Genomic DNA, 16,633 nt, shown 5'->3' with positions numbered 1-16,633 from the left:
ACTCATAAGTTATGAGTAGCATCTTTGGTGTATACGAAGTGCTTACTGGTTGGCCATGGCAAAGAATTATATTGGGTGCGGACATAGTATGTATTGTATTATGACTGGATATTACGACTACGTGCTCGGTCTCATTCCGCTGACCCTCCTCGGACTCACGGCCATCCTGTTCGTCGCCGGCTTTGGACTGACGACGGCGGTCCCGGTGGGCGCGGGCGTGTCAGGCCTCATCGTGGGTCACGCACTGTTCATCAACGGCCCCGTCGCTCCGACGGACACCGTCCAGCAGCCAGTGACCGCGGAACACGCAGAGCCTTCCCCGACCCCGATTCCCGAACAGGCCTGAGACGGTATCCGGCGTTCGTGGTTTGCTTCTCTCCGTCTGTTCTCGCGTCTCTCTTCGTTGCCTCTCTCCCGACTTCACGACCTCCCGACCGACGGAGACGTGCGCGTCCGCATCCCCCACGGTTTTGCCCTTCGACCACCTCTCGGCGGGTATGACCGAGACGCTGTTCCTCTCGAGCGACGACGTGGCCGGACTCGTGTCGCCCGCGGAGTACGTCGACGTGGTCCGCGAGGGGTACCGTCAGCGGGGTCGGGGCGCACCCGCGGAGCCTCGGACGAAGTTCTTGCCCGACGACCCGCCGGGGATGCTCACGACGTACGGCGCCGTGCTCCCCGAGACGGGCGCGATGGGCGGCTACATGTACAGCGCGGGCTTCGGGGCGCGCGACGCCTGGTTCGTCACGCCGCTGTTCGATTCGGAGTCCGGCGAACTCCTCGCCGTCATCGACGGTGCCCACATGAACCCGTACAAGACGGGCGCGGCGGGGGCTGTCGGCGCGGACGCGCTGGCTCGTGAGGACGCGACCTCCGTCGCGCTCATCGGGAGCGGCGCGCAGGCACGCGGTCAGCTCCGCACGCTCGCGACCGTCCGTGACCTCGACACCGCGTGGGTCTACTCGCCCACGAAGGAGAACCGCGAGTCGTTCGCGGGCGAGATGGACCGCGAACTCGACGCGAGCGTCGCCGCCGTCGCCTCCGCCTCGGCGGCAATCGAGAACGCCGATATCGTCGTCACGGCGACCACGGCCCGGGAGCCGGTGTTCGACGGCGACCGGCTCGAACCGGGGACCCACGTCACCGCGATGGGACAGTACCACCCCGAGAAGCGGGAACTCGATGCGACGACCATCGAGCGGGCGACCTACGTGCCCGACCTTCGCAAGCGGGCCACGACGGATGCGGGCTCGTTCCTCCTCGCGATGGAGGAGGGGGTCGTCGACGAGTCACACATCCACGCCGAACTGGGAGAGGTCGTCGCCGGGGTCGCCGAGGGGCGTACCACCGAGGACGAAATCACCGTCTTCGACTCCGGTGGAACCGGCATCGAGACCGTCGCCGCGGCGTACCTGCTGTACGAACGAGCCACCGAGAACGGACTCGGCACGACGGTCGACTTCTCGCCCGCGAGCGAGGCGTTCTGACGCCGCCGACACCGACTCCGACTTGCTACCACCACCGCCGAGACCGAGCACCACGGCCGCGGCGACGGAGCCGGCGTGCTGTTGTCCGGGTCGACGAGACGGACGAGTCGACGGACTGGTCCGCTCTGCGTCCGACCAGTACGCGGCCGACCCGTGTCGCCGTGGTTCGGTCACGCCCACGCCGGTTGAGCCTTCGCGAGGCGTTCGAACCGCGAGAGGAACCACGGGAACGGGAGGAGCACGAGCACCGACAGGACGGCCGGGACGCCGATACCGGGCCACGGTGACCCGGTCGCCAACTGGACCGCGACGCCCACGTAGGTCGCCACGCCGACGACGACGCCGTAGTACGCCGCGCGAACGGGGAGCGTCGCGAGGTGGCCGGGCTTCGGCCACCAGCCGACGTCGACGTACCGGCCACGGAGGATTCCAACGGCGAGCGAGGCGACGGAGAGTGTCGTCATCGCGGAGAGAGAAACCTCTGCGGGGTGTGCCGCGACGAGGAGGAGCCACAGCACGGGAATGACCAGCACGTTCACCTCCATCGCGGCGAAGAACGTGTAGTCGAGGAAGCGGTCGAGCCGCTGTATCCACGTCCGGTTCGAGCCCTCAGCCACAGTGGTAGTCAGGGGTCGAGCGAGTAAACGATTACTGCCGGCGGCCCCCGAGGAACAGTCGGCGACGGTTACTGCAGGCGGTACCGCAACAGCGCTGCGATGCCGCCGAGGTTCTTCAGCTGCTGGCCGGGGGCGAACTCCCCCGAGAAGACGGTCACGTCGCCCCCTTTCTGCTCGACCGTCTCGATGACGTCGTTCACGTCGACGTCCCAGTCGCCCGTCCCCTGGCGCTCGTCTCTGAGTCGCGAGTCGAGGACGAGCAGGTGCTCGACGGCCCCGAACTCGGCGGCTTCGGCCGTCTCGTCGATACCGTAGGCGACCTTGGCTCCCTGAGCCATCCCGTCCATCAGGTCGTCGATGAGCCGGGACTCCTCGGCGATGCGCGTCTGCTCTTGGACGTCGTCGACCGCGCCGCGTTTGAGCACCTCGTGGACGCCGCGGTCGCCGACACCCGAGGTGTCGACAGTCTTGATTATCTTCTCGGCCGCCTCGGCGTACTCCTCGTTCAGGTGGTCGCGGGCGTCGTTCTTGGTGAACCCCGGCCCGGCGAGGATGACCGCGTCGACGTCGAGGTGCGACAGCGCCTTTCCCACCTCGTCGAACAGCTCCGACCGGGGGCGGGCGTAGTCACCCTTCCCGGTCGGTCGGGTGAACGAGGCGTACTCTTCGGTCCCGTACTGGGCGACGGTGTGGATGTACGCCTCGCCCTCTTCGACGGTGACGATGGCGACGTCGGGGTTCTCGGTCGCCTGTTCGGCCTCCTCCAGGCGCTCTGTCTGGTCGGGCTTGAACTGTTTCTCCACGGTGAGCTCGGAGCGCTCCTCGACGTTCAGCGTGTGGTGGTGCCCGAGCTGGTCCTCGCGGGAGCAGCCGACGATCTCGCCGCCGACCCGGAGACGGTTAGCGAAGCGAGCGAACTCCACGTCGTCGACCTCGATGGTGACGTGGAGGTGTTCGCGCTCGCCGCCCGTGTCGCGCATCTGTTCGTCGTTACGCTGGATGCGCCGGGTGGTGTCGCCCTCGACGAGGTCGCCCGGTTCGAGCACGTACGAGAGGTGCCAGAGGTCGTCGACGTTCTCGGGGACGAGTGTCATCCGCTCGCGCCCCTCCTCGCCGCGGCCGCGGCTGACGATTCGCATATCCGTTCTCGGAGATGCGGCGTTACGTGTCTTGTTATTCGTTCCGTCTGTGCGGTCTCACGGCTCGGTCCACCGCTTCTTCGCGAGGCCCGCCGCGAACCCCCGCCCCACGAGGTAGTAGAACACCACCTGGACGTAGAAGAGGACGAAGACGCCGACGACGACGGCCGAGAGCGCGGCACCGACGAGGACACCGACGATGCCGACGACGAGTGCGAGCACCCACGCGACGGCGTAGTCGCTCGTGAACGCCCCCGAGACGATGGTCCGTAGCGCGAACGCTGCGCCGAGCCGCCCCTCGATGGCGAAGTTCGCGAGCGCCGCCGGGACGAGGTAGGTGAGGAGGAGGGTCACCACGGCGACGACGGCGACGAGCAGGACGACGATTACGAGGCCACTCGCAGATCCCGGTGGCGGCGGTGGCGTCGTCGCCGGCTCCATCGGGACCGGGTCACTGGGGACGGCGACGAGGAGGCTACCGAAGAGGAGGACGAACGGGACGAGAGCGAACAGCCCGTAGACGAGGTTCACGACGAACACCTTCACGCCGTCGACGAGGAGCGTCCCCCACTGGGTGAACGACGGCGGCGTACGCTCCCCGCGGGCGGCGGCGTTCAGCACCCGGACGAGGTAGCCCTGGAGGACGAACGCGGGGAGGAGCAAGAATCCGAGGATGGTCAGGATACCACCGACGAGGAGGGTCGACAGCCAGTCGTCACCTCGGCGAGGAAACGACAGTGCATCGGAGAGCATCACCCGCCCGGTAATCGGGTACGGAGTTAGTTCTTGTGTGTCCGAGGGAGGCGTTCCGCTGGACGACGTGAATAGGGAACGGTCGAGCCGAGGCAGCCGCGTCGGTGGTCAGATCGCCGGCTGCTGGCCGGGCATCTCCTCTTCCTCGTGGAGGTCGACGGGGTGGACGTCGGCCCAGGTGTGGCCGATGACGTAGAACGCGGCGACAGCCGCGTAGAACGTCACGAAGATGCCGATGACGGTCCCGATGACCGGGACGATGCTCAGGACGGAGGTGAGGATACCTGCGCCGAGCAGTAGCGCGAACGCCGTCAGCCAGCCCATCGCGTACGCCTTGGTCGTGATGACCGCACGGATCTCGCCGAAGGCGAAGCCGGCCATCAGGTCGTCCTTCTCGACGAAGTTCGCCAGCGCGGCGGGGACGATGTACGCCGCCAGGAGGCCGAGCGCGAGCGCGACGAGGAAGCCCACGAGGGCGACCAGACCACCGAGAACGCCTGCAGCGCCCGAGTCGCCGGCAATCGCGCCGCCGATGCCGACGAACGCGATGATCGCGCCGATGATACCGGGGACGAGCCCGTAGACGACGTAGATGGCGAAGCCCTTCAGCCCCTCCATCAACATCTCCCCCCAGTCGTCGAACACCGGGGGTTCGCTCTCGTCGTGCATCGTCCCCCGGAGGACGCGGACGTAGTAGCCCACGACGATGAACAGGGGGACGAGGAGGAACCCGAAGATGGTCAGGAGGCCGCCGATGAGGACGGTCTTGATCCAGTCTTCGCTGCTGCGCAGATATCTGAGTGATTCTTCAATCATGGTTTGTCACCGAGCCTGCCGCCACGGGCGAACTGGACGCTGTAGCCTGCAGTTGCTCTGCCACTCACACGCTATCTGAGGTATTATGTATGCCCCTCCTTCCATCAGATAAACAGAACGTTATGGCTGACGGAAACACGACGCCCGAACCGCCCCGTGTGGGTTCGAGCCCGCGTCGTGCTTACACGTCGCGCAGTTCGCTCCCACCCGGCGGGAGGAACTCCTGGATGCGGTCCGGACTGGCGATTTTCCGGAGGAACGACTGGTCGGCGAACCGGGTCTTGAACTCCCGATAACACATCTTCGCCGCGTCGTTCTGTGCGTAGCGGCCGGGTTCGAGCGTGATGGTCGTCTCCGCCTGCGGTTCGATGGCCGTCGGCGGCCCACCGATGACACGCGTCTCGCCTTCACACCGAATCCCGACGGCGAGCCGCGCCTCGCAGTCGCGGAAGTAGGTGCGGTCACCGCGGATGACGAATCCACCCTTCTCGAGATACTCGCCGCTCTCGGGTGTCTTCGACACCTGGTCGGGCGTCACCATGTACGCGTCGCCCGCGTGCCGGCCGTCCTTCCACACCGACGAGTACGCGACGGCGAACTGCGCGGCCTCCTCGAGCGTCGAGTCGGGGAAATCGACCGGATTCGACGGCTCCGACGGCCGCGAGGCCTTGAGTACCGTCACCGGCCCCCCGTGCGCCTGCGCGTGGAAGAACCGGTCGTGCTTCGAGAGGTACTTCTTCACGAGGTCCTCGTTCTGGTCCGCGTTCCGCCCACCGACCACGAGGAAGCCGTCCGAGGTCTCGAACCACCGGAACCGTTCGTACCAGTGTTCGGGCTGGCGGATGGGGATGGACTGCCGCGAGAGCCAGTCGACGTCCTCGCCGTCGTCTTCCTCGTCGTCCTCCTCGTCGTCGGCCTCCCAGGCGTCCCGGCGCTTTTTCACCGCCGCGAGCTCCTCACGGGTGTCCTCGATGGCGGCCAGCGCACCCGCTTTCTTCTCCTCGATACGCTTGGCCTCGGTGTAGAGGCGGTCGGCGTTCTTCTCGACGCCCATCGAGACGTCGACGGTCACGCGCGTCCCGTCGAGGTCGACGGTGACCGTCCCCTCCGCGGCGTCGACACCGACGACGGCCTCGGCCGCCGGAATCCCCTGTTCGGCACCCGCGCTAAGCGTCGCTTCGATATCGTCCCACGGGACGCCCTGCTCGCGCGCATCGCGAACGGTGGCGAGAATCTCGTCGACGAGGTCGTACCGTGCGTAGAGTGTCTCGGCCTTCTCCCGTTCGGCTTGCGCCTGCTCTTCGAACCCTTCGATGGCACCCTCTTGCTGCTCGATGATACGTTGCTGTTTGGCGATTTCCGCCTCGAAGTCCGGGCGGTTGTCCCCCGGTTCCGGCTCCTCTTCCTCGGCGAGCTGCACCCGGTAGAAGTACGCGTCGAGTGCCTCGTTGAACGTGTCGTACGCCTCCTCGTTCAGTTCCTCGCGCTCGCGCTCGCGGAGGGGGAAGGGAGTCGCGTCGACCACCCGGTCGCCGTCGAGGTACACGCGCGGTTCGAAGTCACCCGATTTGAGCTGCGCGGCGAGGTCGGCGATGGCGTCGTGAACCGCGCGGTACTCCGCTTCGCCCGCATCCTCGATGGCGAGTGTCTTCTCGACGCCCGCCCGTGTGCAGAGTTCCTCGGCGTACAACCCACCCAGATTGAGCTGGGTCGCGAGCGTCCGCACGACGTCCGTGTCGGATTCGGCCATCCGTCGGCGGAAGGTATCGAACCCGACGGTGAGGGGGTTCAGCCGCGAGGAGGGGAACTCGTACTGTGCGCCGGGTGCGACGGTGCGCGACTTCAGTCGGACGGTTTCGAGGCTGCGGACGACCTCGTCCGTCTCGTCGAGGACGGCGATGTTCCCCTGGCCGAACAGTTCGGCGACGATTTTCGTCCGCTCGTCGCCGCGCTCGAACTCGAAGACGAGGATGCGGTCGAACTCGTACTGTTCGGCCCCGACGAAGTCCGCGTTGGCGATACGGTTCCGGAGCATCATCGCGAAGTTCGGCGGCCGACCGGGGGCGTCGGGGACGTGTTCGGGGTCGGCGATGTGCGCGCGCTTCACGTCGCCCACCTCGACGATGAGTTCGACGCGGCCGCGGTCGAAGTCGCGCATGCGGAGGCGCAGGAGGTCATCACCGTACAGATAGGCCTTGTCGACCTTCGCGCCCTCGTATCGATTGAGCTCGGTGACGAGAGCTGCGAGGTCGACGCTCGAAAGCTCCTGCTTCGGGTCCATGTCCTCTCGGTATCAGCGGGCGCCGAAAAGGGGTGTCGCTTCTGCGCTGTCGGCACCGGTAGAAGCGGCGCGGCGAGCGTGAGACTCATACACGCGCTCGCAGAACAGTCGGGCGTGACACGACGGGTCAAGCGCGTCGAGACCGACGAGGAACTCGCGGCGGCGCTCGCGGTCCGCGAGCGGGTGTTCGTCGAGGAACAGGGCGTCCCGCCCGAACTGGAGGTCGACGAGTACGACAGCCTCGACGGGGCGACACACTTCGTCGCCTTCGACGGCGACAGCCCCGTCGGCGCCGCCCGACTGCGGGCGGACGAGGGCGAGACCCGCGGGAAGGTCGAGCGCGTCGCCGTCCTCGAGACGTACCGCGGTGAAGGGCTCGGCGCTCGACTGATGGACGCCGTCGAGGCCGCCGCGGAGCGCCGAGGGTTCGAGGCGCTCGTCCTCCACGCTCAGACCGCCGTCGAGGGGTTCTACGCGAGGCGCGGCTACCGGCGAGTGGGCGAGGAGTTCGAAGAGGCCGGTATCCGACACGTCGAGATGGTCCGGTCGGTCTGAGCTCGTCGGTCCGAGAGAACGCGTCGAGCACGGGGCCGCGTGAGAGACAAACGCCGGGTGGTCGACCGTATGAGGCGACGGTGTGGGGAGGGCTGAGGGGACGTCAGCGGGTCAGGGGAGGTCGAGCGAACCCGGAGACCGGTGCCGACAGGACACCACCGTGTGGGTGTGTCCACTGTTCGGTCCGGACGCCACCGGCATAAGTGATTTCTGAAGCACATTTCTGTGCTCGTTCTGATACGTCTGGGGATGTCGCGCCGCGACCCAACAGTGCGTTCGAAACCGCGTGCCACGAACGGGGCCGCGGCGAGCGGAGGCTTCATCTCGGCACCGTACCTGTCGTGGAACGATGACGAGCGACGAGTGGACCCCCGCGGCGGCGTTCAGTGCGCTCGCGGACGCGAGGCGACTCGAGATCATCCGAGCACTCGACGCCGCCTCCGGTCGGTGTCAGACCTTCTCGGCACTCCACGAGGCAGTCGGCGTCGACGACAGCGGACAGTTCAACTACCACCTCTCTCGGCTGCGCCCCCACTTCGTCGAGAAGGCGGGCGAGGGCTACCGCCTCACCGCGGCGGGTCGGCAGGTCGTCCGCGCCGTCGCGGCGGGCCGGTTCACGGCCGACGTCCGCTTCGACGAGTTCGAACACGACAGCGTCTGTCACCGCTGTGAGACACACCTGTGTGTCTCCTACCGTGACGAGCGGCTCCGGTTTCGGTGCCCGTGCTGCGACGAGGTCGTGTTGAACGTCGGCTTCCCGTCGAGCGGCGTCCGCGAGCGGTCACCAGGGGTGGCCGTCGACGCCTTCGCTCGGTTCTCGTACCACCGCGTCTCGCAGGCTCGCGACGGCGTCTGTCCCGACTGCTCGGGCCCCACTGACGGGACGGTGACCGACGACGTCCCGCCGTCGATCGACAAGCCCGCCGCCGTCGTCTTCGAGTGTGACGTCTGTCGCGGCGCAGTCGTCACGTCGTTCGGTGGCGTCGCCATCTACGACCCGCGCGTCCGCTCGTTCCATCGCGAGCGCGGGGTCGACCTCCGCGACGGCTACTACTGGGAGGTTCCACAGTGTCTCACCAGTGCGCACACGACCGTCGAATCGACGAACCCCTGGCAGACGACCGTCCGATTCCCCGTCGACGGCGACGCCTGCCTGGCGCGGTTCGAGGAGGCCGACCTCGTGGCCGTCGACGTCGAACAGACGGGGTGAAGCGGGTCCTCGGTACACACGACCGTTCCCGAGCGCGGGAGCCACAGCGGCTTTTTTATAAATCGCGTAACATATACCCGGTGATGGCGGCACCGAACGCAGACGAGGGGGAACGCACGCGACTCTCGGGTCGGTTCACACGGCGGCGATTCATCCTCGGACTGGCCGGGGGACTGGTCGGCTCCGTCGTGTCTGTACCGCCAACACGCGCGTCTCCTTCGGCTGCTTCGGTCCAGTTCGACGACTGCCACACGGCGGTCATCACGGGTGCGCGGGACGTCGAGACGCTCTCTGTCTACTACGCCAGACAGCAGGGAACCCGCCTCGCGCGGTACGAGATTCCGGTGACTGAGACGGAACTGTACGCCTACCGACCGCTGCTCGTCCGACACAACCCGGCGCACGACCGGACGACGGTACGGCTCGCCGCCCGTGGGTCGCTCGTGCGGGTCGTCATCGACCACGCCGCCGGCGACCGAACGGGCCACGCGAACGCCGAACCAGGGTGCGTCCCGGCCGGGTTCAACAGTCCACCGACAGCGACCGTCACCGCGACGACAGCGGCGCGGTCGGTTCACGACGGGGAGACGCTCGTGGCGGCCCCCGGCGAGGAGGTCACGCTGGTTTCGACGGCGACCGACCCCGACCTCCCGACCGACAGACTCCGCGAGGCGTGGGACCTCGACGGCGACGGCGTGTACGAGACCAGGGGCTGGCGGGTCACGACGACCTACGCGGAGGCGGGTCCCGTCACCGTCAGCCACCGGGTCGCCGACGACTTCGGCACGTTGAGCGTCGCGACGGTGACGGTCGACGTGAGACGGCCCTGGCGACTCCGTCGGAAGGTCAGTCCACCCTCCCTCGACACCGGCGACCAGTTCGGGACCGCCGTCCACCTCACGGCCGACACGCTCGTCGCTACCGGACCCGGTGACGACGACAGAGGAGCCAACGCGGGCGCAGCGTACGTCTACGACGTCGTCGACCTATCCCGTCCGGCGACAAAACTCGCGCCCGCGTTCCTCCAGCGGGGCGACCTCGCGGGTATCGCCGTCGCCGCGTCGGGCGAATCGCTCCTGGTCAGTGCGGTCTGTGACGACGAGCAGGGTGCCGACGCCGGCACGGTGTACGTCTACGACTTCGCCGACCTCTCTCGACCGCCGACCCGGCTCGCGCCGCCAACCCTGCGCGCACACGACTTCCTCGGCCTGTCGATGGCGGCGCTGGACGACACCCTCGTCGCCGGTGCTCACCTCGATGACGAACGCGGGTCCTTCGCCGGGTCGGTCTTCGTCTTCGACCTCGCCGACCCGACGACGGCGAGGAAGCTCGCTCCCGCCGGGCTCGCAGAACGCGACCTCTTCGGAATCTCCGTCGCGGTGACCGACGAGTGGCTCGTCAGTGGTGCCGTCGGCGACGACGACAGTGGACCCCAGGCGGGAGCGGTGTACGTCTACGACAGGGCCGACCTCGACGCACCGCCAGCACGGCTCACCCCGGACGACCTCGCCGCGGGCGACCAGTTCGGTCGCCCCCTCGCCGCGGCGGGTGACACGCTCGTCGTCGGCACACCTTTCGACGACGACAGGGGGTCCCAGGCGGGAGCGGTGTACGTCTACGACCTGACCGAGTTGGCTCGCCCACCGACGAAGCTCGTCCCCGAGGGACTCGTGCCGGGCGACCTCTTCGGCTACTCGGTGGCGCTCTCGGCCGAGACGCTGGCCGTCGGTGCCATCGGCGACGACGGCGGGGGGACCGACACGGGGGCGGTGTACGTCTACGACCGGGCCGACCTCGCTCGGCCACCGACGAAGGTCGCACCCGACAGCCTCGCACCCGGAGACCTCTTTGGGTTCAGCGTCGCGGTGGCGGAGGGGACGCTCGCGGTCGGCACCGTCTTCGACGACGAACGCGGCGACGATGCCGGTGCTGTGTACGTCTTCCAGCAGTGAGCACCCAGCCCTTCCGTTCGCTCACACTGGTCGCTCGCGCAACAGTCGGATTGAAAACCAGACGACGGCGGTCACAGCTGCTTCGACACGTAGGGGCCGTCCTGCCGGTAGCCCAGCTTCTCGCGGTAGTACTGGCGGACGCCGATACCCGAGATGACCGCGAGTTTCGAGAAGCCGTCCTCGCTCGCGCGGCGTTCTGCCTCCTCGACGAGCCGCCTGCCGTAGCCGCGGTGTTGCCAGTCTCCCTCCCCACCGAGGCCGACCTCGCTCCCGTAGACGTGCAGTTCGCGAACGATGGCGGCGTCTCGTAGTTCCTCGCGGACCGGGTCGGCGTCGGGCCGGTCGCCGTAGGGCGAGTTCGAGGGATACCGGAGGCGACAGAAGCCGATGAGGAGGTCGTGGTGAGGGTCTTCGAACGCGAGGAACTGCTCGCGGCCGCCGGCGGCCTCGTACGTTTGAGCCGAGAGTTCGACCCGCTCGGGGTCGGGGTCCGCGTCGTTCATGCCCACCTCGCGGGCGCGGATATCGCGGCACTCGATACCGCGCTCTGCGGCGCGCTGTTCCGCCAACTGTCGGAGGTTCGACTTCCAGACGCCGGCGTCGATGAAGTCCGCGGGGATGTCGCGCTGGACGCGCTGGAGCCGCGTGTACTCGGGGACGAGCCCCATCGCCTCCGCGACGACGTCGGCCGCCTCCTCGTTCGTCAGAGGGTCGAACTCCTCGCGCCGCCACTGGTCGTACACCCTCGTTCCCCTGACGACGAGCGTCGGATAGATTTTCAGGTAGTCGGGTCGCCATTTCGGGTTGTCCCGGAGCTGGCGGAAGTCCTCGACGCACATCTCGCGGGTCATCCCGGGCTGGCCGGGCATCATGTGGAAGCCGACTTTGAACCCGGCGTCTCTGAGCCGACGGTTGGCGTCGACCGACGCTTGTGTCCCGTGCCCGCGGTGCATCTCACGGTTGATGCGCTCGTACGTCGTCTGCACGCCGACTTCGACCTTCGTGCCCCCCAAGCGGAGCATCCGGTCGATCTGTTCGGGGTCACACCAGTCGGGCTTCGTCTCGAACGTCATCCCCACACAGCGCACGTCCGCCGTCTCGTTGTCGGCGATGACGTCCTCGACGTAGCGGAAGTCGTACTCGCCCGGTTCCTGGGCGAACGACCGTCCCTCTGCGGGGTTCGGCTCCGACTCGAGGTCGTACTCGTTCATCGCCTGCAGCGCGCGCTTGACGAACCACTCCTGATAGTCGTGACTCCGCGCCGTCATCGTCCCGCCCATCAGGATGAGTTCGGCCTTGTCGACGGGGTGGCCGATGTGTCTGAGCTGTTCGAGGCGGAGCGTCACCTGCCCGTACGGGTCGTAGTCGTTCTGCTCGCCGCGCGCCGCGGCGGGTTCGTGGCCCGTGTACGACTGCGACGAGTCGAACTCCGAGGCCGGCCCGCCGGGACAGTACAGACACTTCCCGTGCGGGCACATGTGCGGCGAGGTCATGATGGCGATGGGCGAGACGCCCGACGCCGTCCGGACGGGCTTGCGGCGGACGACCTCTTTCACGTCCGCTCGGCGGTCTTTCGGCGCGTACTGGAGGATGTCCGTGTTCTTCGGCACCTTCGGCGAGGAGTGCTCCGAACACGCTTGGAGTTTCGCCCCCTCGAGCGAATCGGCGTCGACGTCGCCCGCGATGATGCGCTCGACGAGCGTCTCACAGGTCTGTCGGAAGGCCTCGGTCTCCTCGGGTGAGGACTCCTCGACTGTGCCCTCGGCGGTGCCGGTCATCGTCAATGAGTGGTCGATTCGGCCGAATAAGCGTGTCGCTCCCACCCCCGGACGCCCGAGAGGACTCGGCCGTCTCCCCGGGCGGTCGGTGGTCCGTTCGCCTCCGGTGGGTGTCTCCGGCTCGAACAGGCACCAGATATATCGGTGTAACGACACAACGACGAGGCGATATGAGCGACGATTCATCGGAAACCGACGCGGACGTCACCGACAGAGACCCAGACGTCGTCGACAGCGAGGGACACGGTGTCGACGTCGAAGGCGGCGGCGACGCGGGGGCGGCCGCCCCCGAGGAGTCCGACGAGGTGGACGCACCACACGACTCCGGAACGGGACCCGACGAGGGGGACGAGCGTCGCGAGGCGGAGGCGAAAGACCAAGAGAACGTCGACAACCACCGCGACGAGCGACCGTTCGAGTCCTGACGCGACGGGAAGGGGCGTGACCGGAATGCACGTCGGAGGGGTGGTCGGACGTGGCGTCCCGCTCGAACGTCCCCCGAACCACTCCCCGGTGGCCTCCCTCACGTCGCGGTCCACTGCCGGAGCGAGCGACGGGGTCGGTCAGTACCGTGACCGCCCCCTCAGCCGCAAGTGTTGTGTCCGCTGCGCCGTTCGGGTTACACGATGTCACTGCATCCGAAGCGCGTCCGCTCGTACCTCTGTGGTGCGTTCGCGGGGGCGTTCACTGTCGTCGCCGTCGTCGCTCACAACGACGGGTCGCGTGGGCGGGCTGGAGCCGCGGCCGTCCTCGCCACGGCGTGTGGGGCCCTCTCCGTCGCGTACGAGGAAGCCGCCCAGCGGGGCTGACGCGACCGACTGTGCGGTGAAACTCGTCTGCCTTCCGGGCGTGGGCCGAGTGGGTCTACGAGACGTTCCGGGAGCACTCGACACCGCTCACGGTCGGCGAGTGAGCGAGACGAAAAGAGAGCGTTACCGCTGGTCCGCGATGGCGGCGATGACGGCGTTGAGCACGTCCTCGCGCATGCCAGAGAGGAACTCGATGCGGCCGTCACGGATGCCGAAGGCGGTGACGCCGGCCCCGGGGACGCTCTCGCGTGCCGCGGCCGCGACGGCGCGGACGTCGACGGGCGTCGTGCTTCTGACGTGGAGTTCGTCGGTGCCGACGCCGACGGTCACGAACGGGGCGTCGTCGACGCGGTTCCGGCGGTGGAGTTCGTCGAGGAGCAGCGTCGTCGGCGGGAAGTCGAAGCGGTGGGTGTACGAGTCGGTGTCCAGCACCGCGAAGTGGACGCCGCCCGCCTCGCGCGTCTCGAGGTTCGCCTCCGCCGTCTCGACCTCGGTGTCGAGTTTGATGCGGAACTGCTCGGAGACGTGGCCCGCGAGCCCACCGCCGTCCTCGAACAGGAGGTCGGTGATGAGTTCGCGTTTGTCCTGGTACGACTGGTAGTACGCTTCGAGCGCGACGGCCTCGCGCATCTCGCGGACACGGTCGGCGTCGTAGCCGGCGTCTTCGGCGGCTTGGACGTACGCGTCTGGTGTGTGCTCCCAGTAGCTGACCGCGGGGAGGTGGACCAGGTCGTCACGGACGTCGGCGTTGACCGCGGCCGCGACGTTCGCCGCGAGAGCGCCCGTCGAGAGCTCACCCGACTCGCCCCCGTCGACGAGCACCTCGCTCACGTCGGCGACTTCCTCGTCCGCAGTGGCCGCGTCGATGACGACCCGGCGAGCGCCGTAGACGCCGAGGAGGCCGAGACCGTCCGTCGACTCGACCGTCGAGCCCGTCCCGACGAGGAGCACGAGCGGGAGCTTCTCGTCGTGACGGTCGCGGCCCTGGAGCATCCGGGTCACGTCGTTCGTCGCGGCGTCCATCCCGTACATGGGCTCGTCGAGCGGCCGGCGCGTGAAGTAGTGGTACTCCGCGTCGGAGGTCGGGTACTCCTCGCGGATCAGCGGGAGGACCGCGCGTTCGATGGCCGCGCCGGCGACGTAGCCGTCGGCCGTCGCGGCGTGACGGACGACGATGGGGCGGCCATCGAACACGGCTCGGCGGATGGCTTCGGCGGCGTCGGCAACCTCGTCGACGAGCGCCTCGACGGCGGCGTGTGCGGCGAGCGGTTCGACCGACGCGGGGCGGGCGCGGGAGGTCATGGCGTCCTCGACACGACCCTGGACCGCCGCGGCGTCGTCGTCGTCGAGGACGTCGAGTGCCTCGGTCTCGATCTGGAGTTCGCCGCGTCGGAGTTCGACCTCGCCGGCCAGGCGGACGGCATCGTCGACCTCGACGTCGGGGTACGCGCGGACGCCTGCCTCGACGAAGGCGGCACACTCGATGCTGCCAGTCTCGTCGCGGACCTCGAACACGGTCGGCCCGGAGGTCTGGTAGACGTCGACGACGAACCCTTCGACACTCACGTCGTTACCGACGCGGTCTTCGAGATCGTCGATGGCGACGCGCGGGAAGCTGTCGGTGTCGACCGGTTCGGACGTGACCGATTCTGACGAGGGCGATTCGGACTCGGTCTCTGCGGACGCTTCCTGCTCGGAGACGCGCCCGTTCCCGGCGGCACCGTCGGCGGACACCTCGTCGTCTTCCGACGGCTCGTGTCGACTCTCGGTGTCCTGCTTCGGGCGTGTCTTCACCGGCTTCGAGCCGGAATCGTCCGCGGCGTCGGCCTCGAACGGCTCTCCCTCGGGAGCGCCGTCGGGGTCGTCGATTCGGGCACCGCGGAACTCGCTCTCGGACTGTCGGATGGACCAGCCGAGGTCGACGTTTCCGTTGTCGCGGACGTTCTTGACCTGGACGAACACGGTGTCGCCGCGGTCCCAGTCGAGACTCTCGAGACGGCGGTCGAGTTCGCTTCGGTGCAGGAGGCCGGTGACGCTCGGCGAGAGGTCGACGAAGACGCCGAACTCGGCGAAGCCGTCGACCGTCCCGCGGTAGAAACGCCCCGCAGTGAGTTGATTCGGGTGCTCTCCTCGGAAGTCGAACCAGACGTCTTCTTCGTGGGTAATCCAATCCATGGTGTGTCACTTAGATGGGAAAGGACCCGCCGATATTCGGCGGGCCAGGTCCGTTGCTCGAAGAAAACGTCCGCCGCCTAAAACGATTGTCGATACGTCTCTGCGGGTCGAGGCCCATCACTCCCGACGCGAATCCAGCCCCGGGGAGCAGACGAGCGCCGGCCGGCCGCCGACCGTTCAGTCCGTTGACTCGTCCTGCAGCGCCGTGACGTCCGCGAGGAGCGACTCAACCTGTTCGGGGTCCAGCGCCACCTCGACGTGATTGCCTTCCCCGTCGTCGAAGGCGAACTTGACCCGGTCGCCGAACTCCCGGGCCTCGGTCTCGGTGACGTGATACAGTTTGACCGTGGCACCTTTCGTCTTGGTGCCGACGTGTTTCACCGTTCCCTCGTCGAGTTCGAGCATGAAATCCGACAGGTCGAGCGTGAGCATACCCGTGATAGACCGAGGGGGGAAATCAAATCAGCGCCCAGGCCTGCGCCACGGAGACCACGGCACCGAACCCGCCGAACGCGTAGCCGAACACGAGCGACGCCGGAACGACGGCGGCGAGTGCCGCTCTCGTCAGGGACGTCCCGTGGACCTCCGACAGCCCGACGACGAGGAGGAACGCGCCGTACGCCGCACACAGCGCCCGAAGCGAGGGGTACGGGAGGCCGGCGAGCGCACAGGGCGCGGTGGCGTAGGCGACGGTCTGGACCGTCTCGCTCACGCCAGCCCGGTCACGGACGAGCGCGATGAGCAGCAGCGTCTGGATGGCCGCCGTGAGGTGCAGCGTCGCCGGGGCGATGAGCAGCGTGACGGCCAAGAGCGCCAGCGTCGCCGAGAGCACCGGTCCACCCTGGATGGCCGGAATCGAGCCCGGCACGAGGAGAAAGCGCGTGGCGACGAACACGAAGGCGACGACGACGGCGAACACGAGCCCCGGTGCCTGGTCGCCGGGGACGACCCCGGCCCGGAAGAAACCGCGCGGGCGGACGAGGACGTCGACCCAGGCGCGACCGATACCGAGCGGCCCCCGCTCGCGGCCCTCACCGGGAGTATCGACCCACGTAGTCACA

At 67.9% G+C, this 16,633-nt stretch carries 16 protein-coding genes; 7 read left to right on the top strand and 9 right to left on the bottom strand.

All coding sequences use genetic code 11. From position 1 onward, the window contains the following. The first annotated feature begins 100 nt into the window (after positions 1-100). Both E6N53_RS09195 and E6N53_RS09190 read left to right on the top strand, forming a co-directional pair. Entirely contained in the window at positions 101-346 is a 246-nt protein-coding gene (locus E6N53_RS09195; protein ID WP_142858690.1) for a DUF8015 family protein, read from the top strand. Between the two features lie 151 nt (positions 347-497). After that, positions 498-1,487 (top strand): ornithine cyclodeaminase family protein, encoded by a 990-nt coding sequence (locus tag E6N53_RS09190; RefSeq protein ID WP_142858688.1) that lies wholly within the window; start codon positions 498-500, stop codon positions 1,485-1,487. 170 nt (positions 1,488-1,657) lie between these two features. Here E6N53_RS09190 and E6N53_RS09185 read toward each other — a convergent pair whose 3' ends face one another. The 5 genes from E6N53_RS09185 to rqcH all read right to left on the bottom strand — a co-directional run bounded on the left by E6N53_RS09185 (position 1,658) and on the right by rqcH (position 7,093). Further along, on the bottom strand, positions 1,658-2,104 hold the full coding sequence (locus E6N53_RS09185) for a DUF8215 family protein (RefSeq protein ID WP_236639652.1): 447 nt from the start codon (positions 2,102-2,104) through the stop codon (positions 1,658-1,660). A gap of 68 nt (positions 2,105-2,172) precedes the next feature. Then, a complete protein-coding gene (locus tag E6N53_RS09180) occupies positions 2,173-3,243 on the bottom strand; it encodes an mRNA surveillance protein pelota (RefSeq protein WP_136590058.1) in 1,071 nt (356 codons plus the stop codon). Positions 3,244-3,300: 57 nt separating this feature from the next. Further along, on the bottom strand, positions 3,301-3,996 hold the full coding sequence (locus E6N53_RS09175; protein ID WP_142858685.1) for a DUF4013 domain-containing protein: 696 nt from the start codon (positions 3,994-3,996) through the stop codon (positions 3,301-3,303). Between the two features lie 108 nt (positions 3,997-4,104). Continuing rightward, on the bottom strand, positions 4,105-4,812 hold the full coding sequence (locus E6N53_RS09170; RefSeq protein WP_136590056.1) for a DUF4013 domain-containing protein: 708 nt from the start codon (positions 4,810-4,812) through the stop codon (positions 4,105-4,107). A 181-nt stretch (positions 4,813-4,993) separates the two neighbouring features. Continuing rightward, complete coding sequence (rqcH, locus tag E6N53_RS09165; protein WP_142858682.1) at positions 4,994-7,093, bottom strand: ribosome rescue protein RqcH; 2,100 nt, start codon at positions 7,091-7,093, stop codon at positions 4,994-4,996. Positions 7,094-7,207: 114 nt separating this feature from the next. On the opposite strand from rqcH, the gene E6N53_RS09160 reads away from it, so the two are divergent. From E6N53_RS09160 to E6N53_RS09150, 3 genes are all read left to right on the top strand, one after another. Further along, complete coding sequence (locus tag E6N53_RS09160; RefSeq protein WP_201741112.1) at positions 7,208-7,648, top strand: GNAT family N-acetyltransferase; 441 nt, start codon at positions 7,208-7,210, stop codon at positions 7,646-7,648. Positions 7,649-7,997: 349 nt separating this feature from the next. Continuing rightward, the gene (locus E6N53_RS09155) at positions 7,998-8,858 is read left to right on the top strand and encodes a DUF7351 domain-containing protein (RefSeq protein WP_142858678.1); all 861 of its coding nucleotides are present in this window, start codon (positions 7,998-8,000) and stop codon (positions 8,856-8,858) included. A gap of 83 nt (positions 8,859-8,941) precedes the next feature. Continuing rightward, positions 8,942-10,810: a hypothetical protein gene (locus E6N53_RS09150; protein ID WP_142858676.1), complete on the top strand. Its 1,869-nt coding sequence runs from the start codon at positions 8,942-8,944 to the stop codon at positions 10,808-10,810. Between the two features lie 71 nt (positions 10,811-10,881). Here the strand turns inward: E6N53_RS09150 and E6N53_RS09145 are convergent, their stop codons facing one another. Further along, a complete protein-coding gene (locus tag E6N53_RS09145) occupies positions 10,882-12,588 on the bottom strand; it encodes a tRNA uridine(34) 5-carboxymethylaminomethyl modification radical SAM/GNAT enzyme Elp3 (RefSeq protein ID WP_142858674.1) in 1,707 nt (568 codons plus the stop codon). A 170-nt stretch (positions 12,589-12,758) separates the two neighbouring features. On the opposite strand from E6N53_RS09145, the gene E6N53_RS09140 reads away from it, so the two are divergent. Both E6N53_RS09140 and E6N53_RS09135 read left to right on the top strand, forming a co-directional pair. After that, positions 12,759-13,013: a hypothetical protein gene (locus E6N53_RS09140; RefSeq protein ID WP_142858672.1), complete on the top strand. Its 255-nt coding sequence runs from the start codon at positions 12,759-12,761 to the stop codon at positions 13,011-13,013. Positions 13,014-13,214: 201 nt separating this feature from the next. Further along, positions 13,215-13,397 (top strand): hypothetical protein, encoded by a 183-nt coding sequence (locus tag E6N53_RS09135; protein WP_142858669.1) that lies wholly within the window; start codon positions 13,215-13,217, stop codon positions 13,395-13,397. Between the two features lie 123 nt (positions 13,398-13,520). On the opposite strand, the gene E6N53_RS09130 is transcribed toward E6N53_RS09135, so the two are convergent. The 3 genes from E6N53_RS09130 to E6N53_RS09120 form a co-directional block, all read right to left on the bottom strand. Then, positions 13,521-15,572 (bottom strand): DHH family phosphoesterase, encoded by a 2,052-nt coding sequence (locus E6N53_RS09130; RefSeq protein ID WP_142858666.1) that lies wholly within the window; start codon positions 15,570-15,572, stop codon positions 13,521-13,523. Positions 15,573-15,749: 177 nt separating this feature from the next. Then, positions 15,750-16,004, bottom strand: a complete 255-nt coding sequence (locus tag E6N53_RS09125; RefSeq protein WP_142858664.1) for a hypothetical protein — start codon at positions 16,002-16,004, stop codon at positions 15,750-15,752. Positions 16,005-16,029: 25 nt separating this feature from the next. Beyond that, positions 16,030-16,632 carry a YIP1 family protein gene (locus E6N53_RS09120; protein WP_142858662.1) on the bottom strand — a complete coding sequence of 201 codons (603 nt, stop codon included), beginning with the start codon at positions 16,630-16,632 and terminating at the stop codon, positions 16,030-16,032. Position 16,633 lies beyond the last annotated feature (1 nt).

This window comes from Salinigranum halophilum, from assembly GCF_007004735.1.
GTDB lineage: Archaea > Halobacteriota > Halobacteria > Halobacteriales > Haloferacaceae > Salinigranum > Salinigranum halophilum.
Note: the sequence above shows the minus strand (reverse complement) of the source record. Positions and strands in the feature narration are given on the sequence as shown.